We start from the raw sequence: 16,366 nt of genomic DNA, 5'->3' as shown, positions 1-16,366 counted from the left end.
TCTTAAACTGCTAATGCAGATTAATAAAAGAACCCTTGTAGTAACAACTGCAAGGGTTTCTTGGTTTACAGCGTTTTTTTATGATGCTTAAAGCGTAAAGCTAAAAGACCAAAGCGGAAAGATTAAAGACCAAAGTGGTTAAGGGTAACAGGATATTAATTTCACCAGGTAAGACATCCTAAGGGAATCTAAGTTTTCCAGTTTCATTTAAGGGTTATTAATAAATTCCTTCAGACTAAAGGGAAGAGCACAGATTGTTAGATGCTAAAAGACCAAAACGGAAGGGTGGGGATTTCAAAGTTCCCATTATTTATGCTGAAAGCGGAAAGGTCAAGGATCAAAGCTTAAAACGGAAAGATCAAGGTGGTTAAGCCAGGCATCAATCTGATGGTGACAGGATATTAATTTTACCAGCTAAGGCATCTAAGGTATCCATGTTCATGTAAGGGCTTATTAGGTTTTTTTATTTGTTTTGGGCAGGATGAATGGTTCAAAAAAGTATCTAGCCTTGCGCTTTAAACCTGATGGTAGCGAAAATCCTTTTTGGATGGGCAGACTTTTATACGATCGGGTACTTCCAATGGCCAAAAAGATTGTAGCAAACAGCAGGACTGCATTGGCCCACAAGCACCGAAATTGTTTTACTGGAAATAATTTGCGGGAAACTGAATTGATTTTTATAGATATTTTCTGATAATTTGAAAATAGGGGAGCCAATTTAAAGGAGAGTTTATAGAGAGAAAAAACAACTAGCTATTACTAATAATAGCTAGTGTTTAGGTTAATATTTGCTTTTTCTGCTGCTTCTATTGGTGTATAATCAGATAGAATTAAAGCTTCACCTTTTTTAATACATACATCGTGCTCGAAATGAACGGATGGTTTGCCATCTTTTGTTCGCACTGTCCACCCATCTTTTTCTATAAATACGTCTTTTGTACCTAAGTTTATCATTGGTTCAATGGCAAGAACTAGGTTTTCTTTCAGCATTATTCCACTTCCTCTTCTGCCATAGTTAGGAACTTGGGGATCTTCGTGCATTGTTTTGCCTAAGCCATGACCTACAAAATCTCTTACAACGCCATAACCTTGTTTTTCATTATGCGATTGAATAGCGAAACCAATATCACCTAATCGTTTGCCAACTATAGCTTCTTTTATACCTATAAATAAAGATTCTTTTGTTGTTTTAACCAAATTTAATATTTCTGGGCTAACTTCTCCAATGATAAATGTGTATGCATGATCTCCGTGAAATCCATTTTTTATCGTACCAACATCAACTGAGATTATATCTCCATCTTTAAGTTCGGTTTCATTTGGAAAACCATGTACCACCACGTCGTTAACAGAGGTAATGATGTGGTGGGGAAATCCGCTGTAATTATAAAAAGAGGGTACTGCACCGTTATCTAAGATATATTCATTTGCCAGTTTATCTATTTGGATTGTTTTGATACCTGGTTTCAAAATTTTTGCTACTTCGGAAAGTGTATGGCTTACTAACATTGCACTAATTTTCATTAGTTCAACTTGTTCGTTTGTTTTATATAAAATCATTGGGCACAAAGTTAATCATATGGTTTTTAATGTTTGAACTCAAATTGAATTTTATTATAAATGATTAGTAAACTTTCAATTTTAGATTAAAATTAATTATTTAAATGAATTTAATTCTTTGTTGTTCTTATTAAATAACTGTTGAAGTTCGGTGAAAGATGCCTGAAGATAACGGACTGACAGCAATCTAGATACACGGGTTTTAATTTTATCTGCTAAGAATAGCTCTGTTAAAATTAAAGCTATAAAGAAAAAATAATGTCCGCTTATTAGCTGGTGGTTTACATTATTTGTTTGTTGCAATCCAATAGCTTTTCCAAACAAATCGGCCAATAGGGGAATAATTAAAATTGGAACCAGTGATATGATGCTAACTCTAAATTTTATCCGCTTTTCGGCTATATCAATAGGAGATTCATCTTCAATAGATGCGTTATAATTGCTATCGACTGTTGTATTTAGTTGATTAAGTTTTTCTTGTTCTTTGCCATATTCAATATCTATGTTTCTTACATGTGCGATAAGTTCTGTTTCGGCAATATTAAGTTTTTCCTGATCTTCGACTATAGATTCTTGCTCTGCAATGAGTTTTTCCATAATATTTAAATCTTCTGGAATACCATTTTTTAATTTCTGTTCTGCAGCAACAATTCGGTTATCTAACTGTTTGAACTGTTTTTTAAGTTCTTGAATTTCTGCATCCCAATGCTCTTTCTTTAACAGGTAATCGTTTTCTAAACGCTTTTTAGCTGAATTGTATTTAAGCTTAACCAGCTCATCTTCATTGGTTTTAAATCCGTTCTTTAGATTTTTTAATGTAGAAAAAAGCTCAGCAGCTGACTTATTTGATTGAGAAAGGTCGTCTTTAAATGATTGTAAATCTGCTTCAGAGATTGGAATAAACGGCATAGTATAGATAAAAATTACCTTATAAAATTATGAAAATTATGCAGTTAATAAAGGTTTAGGATTAAGAAAATATTTAACACCCTAAGTTAAAGCGCTTATTAGCCTAATTCTTCAAGCTCATCAGTTCTGAGTACGATTTTCTTGATTACGGAATCTAATTCCTGAGCAGAGTTTTCGATTTCATTCGTTATCTCCAGATCTGACATTTTTTGTTGTGGAATTTTATTTTTTAAAATATAGGTAAGTCCTAAAAGTCTGGTAAGAGGTGCCCGTAAAACGTGAGATTGCATCCAGGAGATTTCTTTGAGGCGTTCGTTTTGCTGCTCTATAGCACTATAATACTTAATTTGTTGTGTAACGTCCCTTTGGATTATCACCCAGTGTGTAAATACTCCGTTTTCATCAGAAAGAGGCGTGGTGGCGAGGTTCATCCAAAATTCTGTGCCGTCTTTTTTGTAGGTAATCATGGTAACCTCATTCGCTACAAAATTATTAAGGCTTTTACGCAGCTCTCTTACTGTTTTTTTTGAAGTGTTTTTTCCTGAAAGAAATTCTGGCGATTGACCTAACGATTCTTCGATGGAATAACCTGTCATTTTAGTAAAACTATGATTTACATAGGTTATTTTTAATCCAGAATGGTTCTGGTTTGCATCCGTAATCATTACCGCATCCTTGGTGTGCTTTACCATCGACTCCAATAAACGCAGCTGTTGTTCTTCTTTCTTTTTCTGGGTAATATCGTGCATGGCACCAACCATTCTAATTGCTTTGCCATTAATATCTCTGATCACAAAACCCCGATCTATTACATAAGCATAGCTGCCATCTTCTTTTAAGTAACGATATTCATCTAACCAATTCGTTCCACCACTTTCAATTAAGCTATAAATGCCAGTCTCAACTCTTTCAATATCTTCTGGATGCAAACGAGATATCCAGGAAGAAATTTCAACAAAACCTGGCTGTTCTTTATAGCCAAATAATGTCATAAACCCTTCTCCCCAGTACAAACTGTTGTCAACAACGTCCCAATCCCAAATTGCATCAGATGTTGCCATGGTAACATACCGATAGCGTTCGTTGCTTATTAATAAAGCTTTTTCAGCTTCAATTCGTTCTGTTATATCTCTAGAATTGGCAACAATACCATTTATGGATGGATCGCTTCTTAAATCGGTGATTATGGTTTCTATCCACCTCCATTCATTTGATGCCGAAGCGAATCTAAAAGGTTCAAGAGCAAGCCTATTGTTTTTTTCTATTTTAATAAATTGATCAAATACAAAATCCTTATCATCTGGATGAATGAAATCAAAAGCATTTTTGCCAATAAGGTATGTTGGTAGAATTCCAAGTATTGCTTCTGAAGTAGGACTCACATATTTGTAGCTGCCTTTTTCATCTAATATCGCAATCATATCTGAACCATCCTGAACCAGATTTCGAAACCTTTTTTCGCTATCATCAACCTCTTGCAATGATTTTACATCATTAATTGCAATACTATAAATCCATAAGATTGTAGGGTCGGTTGGGGCAAAAACAGGAACGTGTTCTACTATCAATTCGGCATTAGAACGTATTTTTATCTTTTCGTATGGAAGAGAATTCGTACTAAGAATAAACTTATCGGCAGTTTGGTTTTTAAGTGATTTCTTTAAAGGGGATTTTACTAATTCGTGCTCAAAAAAATATCTGTTTTCTACAGGTAAGTTAACTGGATTCAAAATATCTGCTCCAATTAATGATTCACTTTGCAAACCAATCAGCATCTCATAGGCCTGGTTAACCTCGATTACGATTAATTTTTTTCCTTCCTGCTTCAGTAATATCGCAGGTGCGGTAATCAGGTTAAAAATAGAATAGCCAGGATGTAAGGGCATTGTGGGATGATTAGTTTTACAAGATATTGAAATATTTAATAGTAATATTTAAGCATCCTTTATTCAAATATGGATATTTTTCGTCGAAAGTGATACTTGTGAGACATACAAATAAAAAATAATTCATATGGCTAAAACTGTTTAGGCAGTAAGGTGTTGATTATTAAAAGATTATATGTTTGTTGTTTTTTAATCTTTTGCAGATCAATACCCTGTGTTAAATGAGCAAAATCTTCATTATTTGTATTATGAAATAGCATTTAGACGGTAACAAGCATATTTTAATATATTTGCTGTAAGAAAAATTAACTAAGTTATTTTGAGTAGGGAGTATAGTTTTAATATACTATTAAGTGTGAAAGTTAGATGAAAATACAGTTATTGAATATTGATGATGATGAACTTATTTTGTTCATTCATGAAACATTAATTCAGCAAACTGAATTTTCTGATAATTATGTTTATTTCACTGGCGCAAAAGATGGTTTGGCTTACCTTGATAAATGCAATGATCCAGACACACGATATTTGATTTTATTGGATATTAATATGCCAGGCATGAATGGATGGGAGCTCCTAGATATTTTGGAATTAAGGCCTTATGCCTCGCAGATTAGGGTAATTTTAGTTTCTTCTTCTGAGAATGAATCTGATCGGCTTAAAGCTAAGAAATACAAATTAGTCTATTCCTTTTTAAGTAAGCCACTTAAAACAGAACATTTCGACATCATCAAAGAAATTGCAAATACCAACTATAACCTCGATTGATGATTTTTCATAATAAGTTATTGTTAAGATAGAATTTGTTTTCGAAGTTATAATTAGCAAACTTTGCGTTATGCACATTATGCCGGGCACCGATACCCGAATTATAAACTTAGAGGGAACTATAATCATAATTACTGCTGTAAAAGACGATGTTTCGCTTTATAGAGTTATGATCGATGGCATTTTTTATGGGTATTTGCGAAGAATTGATGGTGTTTTGCATCAAGTTGAAGGGAGTAATATTTCTAATTACTTCTTTAACGAGATTTGCCGTGTTATACAATAAAGAAGTGGAACTTTAGTTTTTATCTGATTATCGGTTTTACCATTTATCGATCGTTTCATAGCTCTGCCAAATCTTAATAATTCATTAATTGGATATTTCGAAATTCATTTTGCTAATGACGTTCGGTGTATAGTTCCAAATATTGCTTGTAAACAAAGATGAGCATTATCGCTAGATAACACTCACCTTTATTTTTATGTTAAGAAACCAAAAGATTTAATTTTATTTAATCTGATTACGTAAGTATATATTCCCAAAATTTGAACTAAAATCATACTCTGGGCCTTTACCTGGCGAAGCAGTTATCGAAGTAAAAAAGTTCTTTTCTGTTTGCTCGGTAGGCTTTAAACTAAGATCGGTGTATATTTTGCCGTAATGATTTGTTAGTTTAATTTTTCCAATTTTAGCTTCGGTTAAACTGGCATCAACTCCACCATATTTAGCATCAATTTTTATTGGACCGTTGAAATCTTTTAATTCTACTATACCATAAACTGATGCGATATCTGTATTTACATTATTTGGAACTTTAATATCGATGGTTATTTGCACATCCTGTGTTTGGTAAATAGATACACCAGACTGTCTGTTTTTATCTTTCTGATAGTTATCCAAATCTTCTTTAGAGTTGAATTTCGTTTTAATACCATTTTCAACAATATAATAAGCATTTGGTATTTGCTTTACATCCAGTTTGTTGCTTATTAAAATTTTTCCATCAACGGTATTTTCTTCTAAACTGAAAGCATCATTATTTTTCCCATCATTAATGTTTACCGTTGCTTCTACGGCAATCTCATTCTTTTCCCAGGTGCTAATTCGTATAATTTTAGGGTAATCGAAACGAAACTGTATCGTTTGGCCATTTTTTACAGGATATGATTTAGTTACTTTCGTTTGAGAAAGGGCAATGCATGGCACTAAGGCCGTAAACAGCCAGAAAATTATTGCTTTCATAAATTAAGATTAGGTGAGGTTTAGTCCACATAAATGTGGATGGGAGGGGTTTTAAAGAGCGTTTACAAGTGATGTTACTTATCTCTTAAATAAACATTTTTATAGTTCGATTTTATAATAAAATCAGCACCACCACCGTTTATTTTCCCTTTAAGATTTTCCTTATCTCCTCTGATATTAATCTGACTTAAATTACTTGTAAAGTTGCTACTCCCCATTGAACTTACTAAGTTTAAGCCAGAGGCAGCATCATCTGTTTTTTCAACTGGTTTTTTATCTATGGCGATTTTAAAACCTTCTGCCAAGTATAAGTTACCATAACTTGTACCCAGCTCGATATTTGCTTTAGTTGTTGCAGGCATAGAAACATCAACATAACCGTAAACGGAGATAATCGATACAGGTCCTTTTATTTCTCCATTGAAAATTGCATCAACAGAACCGTATAAGGTTTTAACATTCATTGGACCGCTGTTATTTTCTAATTTAATTTTATTATAACTAGCCGATACTTCAATTTCATTTTTCAAGTTTTTTAAGATCAGTTCGTCTTGATTAACATTGGTGTTTTTAAAAGAAATTTTAATGTTTTGTGGTACTTTAATTATCAGAATCCCTTTGGTGTTTCTACCTACCGGATTAACATTGATTTCCTCTCCTTTTTCAGATACATCTATTCCTAAACCTGTATTATCCGTAAATCCAGAGCCACTTACTGTTCTTAAACCTTTTGCTCGCTCGTCTACTTCTACAGGTTCGGACTTTGGAGAAGAGAAAATAATTTCGTTGCCATTGTAGCCTTCTATTACAGCACCACTAATGTTTAAATTAAGCTTACCCGAACTTTTGGATAGTTTATATTCTTTTTGAGCAGAAACTGAGAGGGTAATGGAAAAAAGGGAGAGTAATACGATTAATTGCTTTTTCATGTGTTTGTATTTAAGTTTATTTGTTTTTATAATTTGTCTTCTCGAAGTAAGATATTGTAAGCTTCATCTTTAACTGCGCTAAAAGTATTTGGATCGTTAGCTAATGCATAAAGCTTATCATTAATGTTTATGTTCTCTATTTTACCAAGTATGTTTACCAATTCTAGTTGAACCATTGGGTCGCTTTGTACATTCAGAGAACGGATTAATAGACCTGATGCATAGGCATCATAACTGTATTTTGCCATTAAACTAAGGGCAGCAAGCCTTACATTACTATTTTCATCTTTATTTAAAGTTTCTGATAACTTATCTAAAACTGCATTACTCATTGTGCCTGTTCTTTCAATTTCAAGAATTGCCGAAAGTCTGTTGCTCGATGATGTACTATCATTAAGATTTAGGTATAAGTTATTTTTATCTGTTAATTTATATTGTATTTTAGCCGCTTTCGTGTCTTTAAATGAAACATAAGATGTTTTAGTACCATTATTAAGCACTTTTATCTCTGAGTCTTTAATTTGCGGTTCTTGCCTTATTTCTTCGTTTAAATCTTTTTGTACTTTCCGAACTATTTCACCCGTGGGGAATGGTTTTTCATTTCTGATTAAAAAGAAGAACAAAGAGCCAAATACTACAACTATAGAAGCTGCGACAAGCCACTTATTGGTTGTTAAAAAAAGGACTTTATTTTTTCTTTTTTCTGGAGCTTGGTTTCGTTTTGCTTTGAAACCTTCAAGGTTAAAAACTGGTGCTTCCAGCTGATCGAATTCTTCCCTGTTATGCTCTACAAATTCTTTTAACTGATCATTCATCATAACACTTATCTTTTAATGATTCTAGTACTCTTTTTTTTGCTCTGTGATATTGAGTTCTTACCGTACTGGAAGATAAACCGAGCATTGTTGCTATATCATCGTGTGTCATTTTCTCAAATACATATAAATTTAATATGGTTTTATAACCTTCCGATAGCGCTTCAATGCTTCTCTTCACATCCTCAACTTTACAATCAAATATTTCATTTTCTTCTGCATCATATTCTTCTTCTGCCGCTATATGGAAGTCGTCTAGTTCAGAAAAGCTAATTTTCTTTTTCCGAAGATGAGAAATTGAGCGATTAATTGCCATCCGCCTTACCCAAGCCTCGAAATTTACAATGCTAACTAATTTCTCAGGCTCGCTGAACACTGTAAAAAAGGTTTCCTGAAGAATATCTTCGGCCTCTGCAGTATGGCTTATCAAGCGACTAATAGAATTGTAAATGCGTTTAGCATATTTATTATACAATCCAGTATAGCCGAAGTCTTTTCCTTCGCGGCACATAATAATCAGTTCCTGATCAGTTATTTTTTCTGCTAGCTGCAATTCTTTTTGAGTTTGTTAATTTCGTTATCTAATTAGGTTTCTTATCTCTTAGTCGCAGGTTTGTTATTTGTGTTGCATGTTGCGATAGATTTTTTTAAAATAAATATAAAATAGCCTAAATGATTAATGCTTAATAGGGGATGAACTTACTGCAATTATGCAAGGGTTTTTTATAAAGCAATTGTGGATAAGCTATTTATGTTAATAAATAAAGCGACAATCCTACACCTTTTAGTTGTGGATGTGTTTTATTTTAATTTTTTTTGCCTTTCTTGGTATGCTGAACCTCTAAAAAGCAAAACGTATGGTTTTCAAATTAGCACCATCTAAATTTAAAGAACTATCGCAGTTGTTTGATTTAAATATCAGAACTGTTACTGTGCTTACAGAAATAGAAACTGTTCCGGAAGAATGTGGAGCAATTTTTATCAAAAAAACAGAACTTGAAGTCATGTTCGATGATTTTGAAAAATCTTTGAATGGATAGCAAAGTTAAATTAATAATATTGCATTAATCTACATTTCCAGGCAATTTCTGATCGTTAATTTCAGTTTCTACGGTTCTAAATAAAAATATTTTCGTTGATTACCATTGTGTTACCTCCGTTGGTTGCATTTTGTTTCATTTGGGTCTTGCAGATTTGATTGAGATGCTTACTTTTGCAGCGGAAAGCTGGCAGAGTGGTCGAATGCGGCAGTCTTGAAAACTGTTGACTGTAATAGGTCCGGGGGTTCGAATCCCTCGCTTTCCGCTTCAAAAAAATACATCTGGTACAAATTAAATATCTAATTTGTGCCAGATGATTTATAAGTTCATTGTTCAATGAACCATTAATTACAAAAACTTCGAGTTAAATAACAGATCATTTTTGCTTTAAAACAATCTGCTTATTATTGCATTTTGCAACAATAAAATGGGTTACTCAACAACAAGAATGGTAAATTATCAGATAATTTTTGTGCGAGTAATTTCTTCTAAACGAAGAGAAAATGATTTTTTAAAGGTAGCGCCAACTTTAACCTGAATGTTCTTAGTGAGATGAACCATATTACTTTCAATTTTTTGAATGTAGGCCTCAGAGATTATAAACGACTTATTAATTCGGATAAAACCGCTGTATTGTTCTAACAGTTTTTCAAATTCGTAGATCTTTCCGTAAGTGATAACGGTTTTATCAATTGTATGTATTTTGATATAGTTTGATGCGCCTTCAAATGCAACGATCTGATCAATATCTGTTTTCATGAATTCGTTTTTCTTACCTACCTTAATCCATAAAAAGGGCCTTTCCTTAATAATATTAGCTATTAAATTATTAACAACTAATTCAAATTTTTTAAAATTGAAAGGTTTTGGTAAAAACTGTTTTGCGGATAAGTCATAGCCTTCAACAGCATATTTTAAATGAGAAGATACCAGAATCAGGCTTTTAATTTTATTGCCCACTTGTTTAGCTACTTCAATACCGCTAATTTCTGGCATTTCTATATCTGTAAAAAGAAAATCCAATGGATCGACAGATCGATTAATTTCTTCAACAGCAAGCATCGGGTTAGTAAACCCCTTTAATAAACTTAGCTCTGGAATTAGCGAAATGTATTCAGTAAGCTGTTCTATGGTTCCGGGATCGTCATCAATGATAATACAGGTGAAAGTCATTAATAGTATAAAAGCTTTAAAACAAAAATTAATCTAGAAATTCTAAATATTTTAGAAAAAATATAAGGCTGCAAAGATAGCCACATTTTGTGCAACTCATTAGTTACAAATAGACAATATGCATAATATTTGGCTCTGTTTGCATAAAATAGATTAAATGTGACGGTTAAAGTGCATTAAAATTATGGTGTTTTTAGGAAAAATTAGAAATATGTTTTATTATTCTTTGTAGTTGTAATCAGTCGTAATTAGCTCCTTTTTGATGTTAAAATTTTTTTGCGGGTGATCTTATTGGCATAAAATTTAATGCACTTTGCATAAAATGCAAAAATTCGGGTTCTTTTTTTCGGTAATTCGCAGTCTAAAATATTTTTAGCCTAAATCAAAATAACACTCTCCAGGTTCTTGTTGTAAGAAGGTTTAAAAAATAATAATGGTAATATGCACGCAATTATTGAACGGCAAAAAGTAGGCGCTTTTGTAAAGAAAATTGAACTTGAATGGGTAGATCTTATTGATCATACAGCTTGGGAAACATCTGAGGAAGTATACATACATCTTGTTAAAGAAATATCTGCAATAAGTTTTGTTAACGAATTAATGCCGAAGGTAGGCATGTTTATTGATTTTAAATCGAAGTTAATTATGCATTGCGTAGAGCAAGATGGAAGTTGTAAAAAATCTTTAGCCTTTAACTTAGAAGACAATCTGGTTTCTGTTTATCAGCTGCAACAAGATACCACCTTTTGAAATTGACAATGTTTTTTTGCTTGTTTCAATAGTGATTTCTTCCAAATGATTAATTTCCTGATTACATAAGATTTGGATGTTGTACGCAGATTCAGTTAAAGAATAACAAAGCCATTGATTTCTGATGTTTCTTCCTGAAATATTTCCATTACGTTAGCAGTAATACCTAGATTACCTAGTTGTTCTACCAGTACCATTGAAACGTTAATCTCGCTTACTACTCTCAATACTTTATCGCAATCATCCAAATCATGAGACCATTCTGAGATAGATGGCAAATGCTCGATTACTTTTTGTATGCCTTTTAAATCTTCAGTCGAATTGATGATCGTGGATATTATGATTGTATAGCTTTGCATTAATAAAGAGTTAATTATTTGAGGAGGAATATTATAATCTTAATAGCACAAAGGTAAACATTGTTTACTAAGTTAGTAAACAATGTTGATAATTAATTTTGTTATGTTTGTGCTATGGCTGTAGAAAAAGACATCGACAAAGAATTGCTTGATTTTGAACGAAATGGTTCAGAGAACTGGCAACGAATTATCTTTAATCTTCGTAAACAACTTGATATTTGGGCACATGATAATATAAAACCCATTTGGAAAGATATGAAGCTATCTTATATGCCTGTAATGTTTAATATAAGTGTAGAAGGTAGTACTGCATCAGAAATTGCAAAAAAATCGATGTTACCAAAACAAACTATAAGCCGATCGATTAAAGAATTAGAAGACAAAGGATTCATTATTAGCGCTACCAGTGGGAAAGATAAGAGGATAGAAGTATTATCTCTCACTAAATCGGGAAAAGAGTTTATCTTAAATGCAAAAAATGAAACCCAAAAAATGAACCTTATTTATAAGCAATTGGTGGGAGAGAAGGATTTAAACACGGCAGTTCGAGTCATAAATTCTATAATAGATTATCATGAAAGCACCAGGTTAAGTGCTGATCATAACTTTACAGATTAAAATAATAACCCATTTTTAGGCTACAATAAAAATAGATTTGGCTAATTTATAACATTAACTGTTTTGGACCTTTGGATTGTAAATAAATCAAATAAAAGATGAAAATTATAATTACAGGTTCTTTAGGGAATATCAGCAAGCCCTTAACAAAAGAGTTAATAGAAAAAGGTCATTTGGTTACGGTAATTAGTAGTAATCAGAACAGGCAAGCTGATATTGAATTATTAGGTGCAACTGCCGCAATAGGATCACTTGAGGATGTTGAATTTTTAACAAATACTTTTGCCGAAGCAGATGCTGTTTATTGCATGGTTCCACCGACTTACTATTACGATCATTCGATTGATCCTTTAACTTTTTACCAGGTTGTTGGAAATAATTATGCAACAGCAATTAAGGCTTCGGGTGTAAAACGTGCAGTTCAGTTAAGTAGTTTTGGTGGCGATTTGGATAAAGGAACTGGCATTATTTTAGGTTCGCATTTGGTTGAAGAAATACTGAAAAAGCTACCTGATGTGTCACTAACTCGGATTCGGCCTACTTCATTTTATTATAATCTTTTAGGTTTTATTAAAATGATTAAAAGTGTTGGTTTTATTGCATCCAATTACGGAGCAGATGATAAAGTATTGATGGTTTCTCCTAAAGACATTGCCAGCGCAGCAGCAGATGAACTGGTAAAAACGACGAGTGAAGAAGTGCGTTACGTAGCAAGCGATGAAGTAACTTGTAATGAAGCTGCTAGTATTTTGGGACAGGCTATTGGGAAACCCGACTTAAAGTGGATATTGGTTAGCGATGAAGAAATGCAAAAAGGATTAGAATCAAATGGTTTCCCTGTAAAATTGGCTGAACAAATTGTTGAATTATATGGAAGCCTGCATAGTGGTTTATTAGCTAAAGATTTCTACGCAAGTAATTCAAAAATAACAGGCAAAGTAAAACTTAAAGATTTTGCAATCGATTTTGCGGCTGCTTATAATCAATAATGTTTATATTGGATTATGGCAAATCTGCAACCGCATAGAAATAAAACAATAAGCGACTATCATAAATTGATGGGGCTTCCTAAACCAGAGCACCCATTAATTAGTGTAATCAATCTTAATTCCATTAAACATTTGTCAGGCAATCGATCTGTAACAATGGTCGATGAATTTTATTCAATTGCATTGAAAAGAAATTTTAATGGAAAAATGAAATATGGCCAACAGCAATATGATTTCGATGAAGGGATTTTGTTTTTTATATCTCCTGGTCAGGTTTTTTCGATAGAAATAAAGGAAGAAATAAAACATACTGGATGGCTTTTATTGATTCATCCTGATTTTTTTTGGAATACAAGCTTAGCTAGACTGGTAAAGAAATACGAATTTTTTAGCTATTCTGTAAGCGAAGCCTTGCATCTCTCTGATAAAGAAGAAACTATGTTGTTAGGTATTATGCAAAACATCGAGCAAGAGTATCATTCCAATATTGACAAGTTCAGTCAGAGTGTTATTATTGCCCAGTTAGAATTGCTGTTAACTTATGCAGATCGGTTTTATCATCGGCAGTTTTTAACTAGAAAAATTGCAAACCATAACACTTTAGATAGTTTGGACGATCTATTAAATGCATATTTTGAAAGCGATGACTTACTTGTGAAAGGATTGCCTACAGTGCAATATGTGGCTGATCAATTAAATATATCTCCTAATTATTTAAGTGGATTGTTGAAGGTGCTTACAGGGCAAAGTACGCAGCAACACATACATAATAAATTGATTGATAAAGCAAAAGAAAGGCTTTCGAATAATAATTTATCCATTAGTGAAATTGCTTATCAACTCGGCTTTGAACATTCGCAATCGTTTAATAAGCTTTTCAAAAAGAAAACAAATCTATCGCCAACAGCTTACCGAAATCCATTCAATTAACAATATTAATTTACTAAAGTTAAAAACAAATCCAAGTATTGGGATGTCTTTAAAATGGCATTTTTTTTCCAATTCTTGTGGTTTACGCACTAGTAATGTAACTTTAATTATAAAACGAATTAATATATGAATACTGAAAAAGCTGTATTAGCTGGAGGTTGTTTTTGGGGTGTAGAAGAGCTTATTCGTCATCTTCCAGGTGTTACTTCAACAATCGTTGGTTATACTGGCGGAGATGTTAAGAATGCAACATATCGCAACCATGGCACTCATGCAGAAGGCATTGAAATAACATTTGATCCAACAATTTTATCTTATCGTACACTCCTTGAATATTTCTTTCAGATTCATGATCCAACAACCAGAAACAGGCAAGGTAATGATGTAGGTACGTCTTATCGCTCTGCAATTTTCTTTGAGAATGAAGCTCAACAGGAAACGGCTAACGCATTAATTGCAGAAATGGATGCATCGGGTGTTTGGCCAGGAAAAATTGTAACAGAGGTTGTTCCAGCTACAGATTTCTGGAATGCAGAAGAAGACCATCAGGATTATTTGCAAAAAAATCCGTATGGATATACCTGTCATTTCGAAAGACCAGACTGGAAAATGAACTAATTTTTGAAGGCTTCTTTTTATAAGAGGCCTTTATATTTTGAAATCGATTTAACACAATAATTAGCCTGATAATGGATTTACAACTTAAAAATAAAACAGCATTTATAAGCGGCTCTACCGCAGGAATTGGTTATTCAATCGCCGAAACCTTATTAGAGGAAGGTGTTAACGTAATCATTAACGGAAGAACAAATGAAAGTGTTGATGAGGCTGTTAAAGCGCTTCGCGATTTGAATCCGCAGGGTTCGGTTTCGGGTTTTGCTGCCGATTTTTCAAAATCTGAAGATGTAGCCCGATTAATTGCTGATTTGCCTTATGTTGATATTCTGGTTAACAACGCGGGCATTTTCGAGCCTAAAGCATTTGCCGAAATTTCTGACGAAGATTGGTTCAGGTTTTTTGAAGTTAATGTAATGAGCGGGATTAGATTATCTCGCCACTTATTTCCAAAAATGCTCGATAAAAACTGGGGAAGAATTATTTTCATTTCCAGCGAATCAGCTGTCTTTATACCTGATGAAATGATTCATTATGGTATGACCAAAACGGCACAACTGGCCGTTAGCAGAGGGCTCTCGGAGCTTTGTAAAGGCACTAATGTTACAGTGAATTCTATACTGCCTGGGCCAACAAAATCGAAAGGTGTTGGTGCCTTTATAGAAGATTTGGCAAAATCTGGAAATTTAACAACCGCTGAGGTTGAAACTGATTTCTTTAAAAATATGAGGCCAACATCATTAATTCAAAGATTTTTGGATGTACAGGAAATAGCCAATGCGGTGGCTTATTATTCGAGCCCACTTGCTTCTGGAACAAATGGCGCATCCATTCGTGTAGATGGAGGATTAATAAGGTCTATCTTATAATAAGAGATGTTCGGGAACATACCCGAACATCTTTTGTTTTACTTTAAGAGTGCTATCGTAATACTGTCTTTAACTACAATACCGCTCATATTTTCAGCATTGTACTTGATGGTATATTTGCCAGGTTTAGATAAATCATATCCTCTCAAAATATTAATTTCTGAAACCAGACTATCTCCTGATTTTAAAGCAATATAGCTATCTGCCGGAGGTGGCATAATTCTTTTGGCCATTGCCCCTTTGTAAGATGCTTCAATACCTTCATCAGAGGTAATATCTAAATACTTGCTAATCAGTGGTTCAAAAGGTGTATGCCATTTGCAAAATTTACGGGTACTATCTGTTTTGTTGTAAACTGTAAAACGGATTTTAACTGAATCTCCAACTTTGGCATTTTCAGGCGCCATCATTTTTCCAGTAATTGTAGTTGGTTTTTGAATTTGTGCAACTTCAGTAGAATCGCTATCAGAACCATTTGCTGATAAGTGTGAAGACGATCCACATGCTGATAGGGTTAAGCATATAGAAGCTATAATTAAGGTGTTTTTCATTTTGTAAATTTAGCCTTTTAAACTTGGTTTTCAGGTTAAGGATACATTATGAATATGTTTTAGCTATTTTCTAAATTATCAATGATCCAGTTTTTACCTTCGTCGTAACTTTCAGGCGTAGAAAAGTTTTGGATTACGGAATGCAGTTGTTCTTCTGATAAATCTGCTTTCAGGTTCTTTAACTCGCTAACAATGCGATAAGAATCCATATCTCCGAAACCACGGAGTTGTTTTACTTTATTTAAAAAGCATTTAAGATTCGCTTCTTGAGTATTCATTAATTTGTGTTGGTTTATTAAAAGATTTTTACATCTTTTGGGAATACATACGGAGCAGTGTATCTTATGGATTTTTGAAAAATT

Annotated in this window: 20 protein-coding genes and 1 tRNA gene; 10 read left to right on the top strand and 11 right to left on the bottom strand. The window is 33.2% G+C overall.

Annotation, left to right across the window (positions count from 1 at the left end; genetic code table 11):
- Positions 1-759 precede the first annotated feature (759 nt).
- From map to ABD692_RS07370, 3 genes are all read right to left on the bottom strand, one after another.
- Positions 760-1,560 carry a type I methionyl aminopeptidase gene (gene map / locus ABD692_RS07380; protein ID WP_316760954.1) on the bottom strand — a complete coding sequence of 267 codons (801 nt, stop codon included), beginning with the start codon at positions 1,558-1,560 and terminating at the stop codon, positions 760-762.
- A 96-nt stretch (positions 1,561-1,656) separates the two neighbouring features.
- On the bottom strand, positions 1,657-2,469 hold the full coding sequence (locus ABD692_RS07375) for a hypothetical protein (RefSeq protein ID WP_344766027.1): 813 nt from the start codon (positions 2,467-2,469) through the stop codon (positions 1,657-1,659).
- A gap of 98 nt (positions 2,470-2,567) precedes the next feature.
- On the bottom strand, positions 2,568-4,355 hold the full coding sequence (locus ABD692_RS07370) for a PAS domain-containing protein (RefSeq protein ID WP_344766026.1): 1,788 nt from the start codon (positions 4,353-4,355) through the stop codon (positions 2,568-2,570).
- A gap of 366 nt (positions 4,356-4,721) precedes the next feature.
- Here ABD692_RS07370 and ABD692_RS07365 point away from each other — a divergent pair, with 366 nt between their 5' ends.
- Both ABD692_RS07365 and ABD692_RS07360 read left to right on the top strand, forming a co-directional pair.
- Entirely contained in the window at positions 4,722-5,123 is a 402-nt protein-coding gene (locus ABD692_RS07365; protein WP_316760947.1) for a response regulator, read from the top strand.
- 70 nt (positions 5,124-5,193) lie between these two features.
- Positions 5,194-5,409 (top strand): hypothetical protein, encoded by a 216-nt coding sequence (locus ABD692_RS07360; protein ID WP_316760945.1) that lies wholly within the window; start codon positions 5,194-5,196, stop codon positions 5,407-5,409.
- Between the two features lie 222 nt (positions 5,410-5,631).
- Here the strand turns inward: ABD692_RS07360 and ABD692_RS07355 are convergent, their stop codons facing one another.
- The 4 genes from ABD692_RS07355 to ABD692_RS07340 form a co-directional block, all read right to left on the bottom strand.
- Positions 5,632-6,366, bottom strand: coding sequence for a hypothetical protein (locus ABD692_RS07355; RefSeq protein ID WP_344766025.1), 735 nt, complete (start codon positions 6,364-6,366; stop codon positions 5,632-5,634).
- 74 nt (positions 6,367-6,440) lie between these two features.
- Entirely contained in the window at positions 6,441-7,295 is an 855-nt protein-coding gene (locus ABD692_RS07350) for a DUF4097 family beta strand repeat-containing protein (protein WP_316760938.1), read from the bottom strand.
- A gap of 26 nt (positions 7,296-7,321) precedes the next feature.
- The gene (locus ABD692_RS07345; RefSeq protein WP_344766024.1) at positions 7,322-8,113 is read right to left on the bottom strand and encodes a HEAT repeat domain-containing protein; all 792 of its coding nucleotides are present in this window, start codon (positions 8,111-8,113) and stop codon (positions 7,322-7,324) included.
- On the bottom strand, positions 8,103-8,663 hold the full coding sequence (locus tag ABD692_RS07340; RefSeq protein ID WP_344766023.1) for an RNA polymerase sigma factor: 561 nt from the start codon (positions 8,661-8,663) through the stop codon (positions 8,103-8,105). Before ABD692_RS07340 ends, ABD692_RS07345 begins: the two co-directional genes overlap by 11 nt.
- Before the next feature lie 304 nt (positions 8,664-8,967).
- On the opposite strand from ABD692_RS07340, the gene ABD692_RS07335 reads away from it, so the two are divergent.
- Together ABD692_RS07335 and ABD692_RS07330 are read left to right on the top strand one after the other, a co-directional pair.
- Positions 8,968-9,150 carry a hypothetical protein gene (locus tag ABD692_RS07335; RefSeq protein ID WP_316760930.1) on the top strand — a complete coding sequence of 61 codons (183 nt, stop codon included), beginning with the start codon at positions 8,968-8,970 and terminating at the stop codon, positions 9,148-9,150.
- A gap of 180 nt (positions 9,151-9,330) precedes the next feature.
- Positions 9,331-9,415 (top strand) — tRNA-Ser (locus ABD692_RS07330).
- Between the two features lie 194 nt (positions 9,416-9,609).
- On the opposite strand, the gene ABD692_RS07325 is transcribed toward ABD692_RS07330, so the two are convergent.
- A complete protein-coding gene (locus ABD692_RS07325) occupies positions 9,610-10,323 on the bottom strand; it encodes a LytR/AlgR family response regulator transcription factor (RefSeq protein ID WP_316760928.1) in 714 nt (237 codons plus the stop codon).
- Between the two features lie 441 nt (positions 10,324-10,764).
- Between ABD692_RS07325 and ABD692_RS07320 the strand changes: the two genes are divergently transcribed.
- The gene (locus ABD692_RS07320) at positions 10,765-11,073 is read left to right on the top strand and encodes a hypothetical protein (RefSeq protein WP_344766022.1); all 309 of its coding nucleotides are present in this window, start codon (positions 10,765-10,767) and stop codon (positions 11,071-11,073) included.
- 95 nt (positions 11,074-11,168) lie between these two features.
- Here ABD692_RS07320 and ABD692_RS07315 read toward each other — a convergent pair whose 3' ends face one another.
- The gene (locus ABD692_RS07315) at positions 11,169-11,432 is read right to left on the bottom strand and encodes a hypothetical protein (protein WP_316760924.1); all 264 of its coding nucleotides are present in this window, start codon (positions 11,430-11,432) and stop codon (positions 11,169-11,171) included.
- A 114-nt stretch (positions 11,433-11,546) separates the two neighbouring features.
- Between ABD692_RS07315 and ABD692_RS07310 the strand changes: the two genes are divergently transcribed.
- The 5 genes from ABD692_RS07310 (at position 11,547) to ABD692_RS07290 (ending at position 15,453) form a co-directional block, all read left to right on the top strand.
- Positions 11,547-12,050 carry a MarR family winged helix-turn-helix transcriptional regulator gene (locus ABD692_RS07310; protein ID WP_316760921.1) on the top strand — a complete coding sequence of 168 codons (504 nt, stop codon included), beginning with the start codon at positions 11,547-11,549 and terminating at the stop codon, positions 12,048-12,050.
- 98 nt (positions 12,051-12,148) lie between these two features.
- Entirely contained in the window at positions 12,149-13,039 is an 891-nt protein-coding gene (locus ABD692_RS07305) for an NmrA family NAD(P)-binding protein (RefSeq protein ID WP_344766021.1), read from the top strand.
- 15 nt (positions 13,040-13,054) lie between these two features.
- Complete coding sequence (locus tag ABD692_RS07300) at positions 13,055-13,969, top strand: helix-turn-helix domain-containing protein (protein ID WP_344766020.1); 915 nt, start codon at positions 13,055-13,057, stop codon at positions 13,967-13,969.
- Between the two features lie 126 nt (positions 13,970-14,095).
- Positions 14,096-14,587, top strand: a complete 492-nt coding sequence (msrA, locus tag ABD692_RS07295) for a peptide-methionine (S)-S-oxide reductase MsrA (protein WP_344766019.1) — start codon at positions 14,096-14,098, stop codon at positions 14,585-14,587.
- Between the two features lie 71 nt (positions 14,588-14,658).
- Positions 14,659-15,453 carry an SDR family NAD(P)-dependent oxidoreductase gene (locus ABD692_RS07290; RefSeq protein ID WP_344766018.1) on the top strand — a complete coding sequence of 265 codons (795 nt, stop codon included), beginning with the start codon at positions 14,659-14,661 and terminating at the stop codon, positions 15,451-15,453.
- Positions 15,454-15,491: 38 nt separating this feature from the next.
- Here the strand turns inward: ABD692_RS07290 and ABD692_RS07285 are convergent, their stop codons facing one another.
- Both ABD692_RS07285 and ABD692_RS07280 read right to left on the bottom strand, forming a co-directional pair.
- Positions 15,492-16,004 (bottom strand): putative periplasmic lipoprotein, encoded by a 513-nt coding sequence (locus ABD692_RS07285; RefSeq protein ID WP_344766017.1) that lies wholly within the window; start codon positions 16,002-16,004, stop codon positions 15,492-15,494.
- A 59-nt stretch (positions 16,005-16,063) separates the two neighbouring features.
- Positions 16,064-16,282, bottom strand: a complete 219-nt coding sequence (locus tag ABD692_RS07280; protein ID WP_344766016.1) for a hypothetical protein — start codon at positions 16,280-16,282, stop codon at positions 16,064-16,066.
- Positions 16,283-16,366: the final 84 nt, after the last annotated feature.

The sequence above is a fragment of the Pedobacter ginsengiterrae genome (assembly GCF_039537385.1).
GTDB lineage: Bacteria > Bacteroidota > Bacteroidia > Sphingobacteriales > Sphingobacteriaceae > Pedobacter > Pedobacter ginsengiterrae.
The sequence above is the reverse complement of the archived record's forward strand: the minus strand, read 5'-3'. Positions and strand labels throughout refer to the sequence as shown.

Excerpts from the sequence above, each read along its gene's own strand:
- ABD692_RS07325 (WP_316760928.1), bottom strand. The coding sequence starts at position 10,323 with ATGACTTTCACCTGTATTATCATTGATGACGATCCCGGAACCATAGAA.
- ABD692_RS07345 (WP_344766024.1), bottom strand. The coding sequence starts at position 8,113 with ATGATGAATGATCAGTTAAAAGAATTTGTAGAGCATAACAGGGAAGAA.
- ABD692_RS07375 (WP_344766027.1), bottom strand. The coding sequence starts at position 2,469 with ATGCCGTTTATTCCAATCTCTGAAGCAGATTTACAATCATTTAAAGAC.
- ABD692_RS07305 (WP_344766021.1), top strand. The coding sequence starts at position 12,149 with ATGAAAATTATAATTACAGGTTCTTTAGGGAATATCAGCAAGCCCTTA.
- ABD692_RS07290 (WP_344766018.1), top strand. The coding sequence starts at position 14,659 with ATGGATTTACAACTTAAAAATAAAACAGCATTTATAAGCGGCTCTACC.
- ABD692_RS07370 (WP_344766026.1), bottom strand. The coding sequence starts at position 4,355 with ATGCCCTTACATCCTGGCTATTCTATTTTTAACCTGATTACCGCACCT.
- ABD692_RS07355 (WP_344766025.1), bottom strand. The coding sequence starts at position 6,366 with ATGAAAGCAATAATTTTCTGGCTGTTTACGGCCTTAGTGCCATGCATT.
- ABD692_RS07300 (WP_344766020.1), top strand. The coding sequence starts at position 13,055 with ATGGCAAATCTGCAACCGCATAGAAATAAAACAATAAGCGACTATCAT.
- msrA (WP_344766019.1), top strand. The coding sequence starts at position 14,096 with ATGAATACTGAAAAAGCTGTATTAGCTGGAGGTTGTTTTTGGGGTGTA.
- ABD692_RS07350 (WP_316760938.1), bottom strand. The coding sequence starts at position 7,295 with ATGAAAAAGCAATTAATCGTATTACTCTCCCTTTTTTCCATTACCCTC.
- ABD692_RS07335 (WP_316760930.1), top strand. The coding sequence starts at position 8,968 with ATGGTTTTCAAATTAGCACCATCTAAATTTAAAGAACTATCGCAGTTG.
- ABD692_RS07280 (WP_344766016.1), bottom strand. The coding sequence starts at position 16,282 with ATGAATACTCAAGAAGCGAATCTTAAATGCTTTTTAAATAAAGTAAAA.
- ABD692_RS07285 (WP_344766017.1), bottom strand. The coding sequence starts at position 16,004 with ATGAAAAACACCTTAATTATAGCTTCTATATGCTTAACCCTATCAGCA.
- map (WP_316760954.1), bottom strand. The coding sequence starts at position 1,560 with ATGATTTTATATAAAACAAACGAACAAGTTGAACTAATGAAAATTAGT.
- ABD692_RS07310 (WP_316760921.1), top strand. The coding sequence starts at position 11,547 with ATGGCTGTAGAAAAAGACATCGACAAAGAATTGCTTGATTTTGAACGA.
- ABD692_RS07360 (WP_316760945.1), top strand. The coding sequence starts at position 5,194 with ATGCACATTATGCCGGGCACCGATACCCGAATTATAAACTTAGAGGGA.
- ABD692_RS07320 (WP_344766022.1), top strand. The coding sequence starts at position 10,765 with ATGCACGCAATTATTGAACGGCAAAAAGTAGGCGCTTTTGTAAAGAAA.
- ABD692_RS07365 (WP_316760947.1), top strand. The coding sequence starts at position 4,722 with ATGAAAATACAGTTATTGAATATTGATGATGATGAACTTATTTTGTTC.
- ABD692_RS07315 (WP_316760924.1), bottom strand. The coding sequence starts at position 11,432 with ATGCAAAGCTATACAATCATAATATCCACGATCATCAATTCGACTGAA.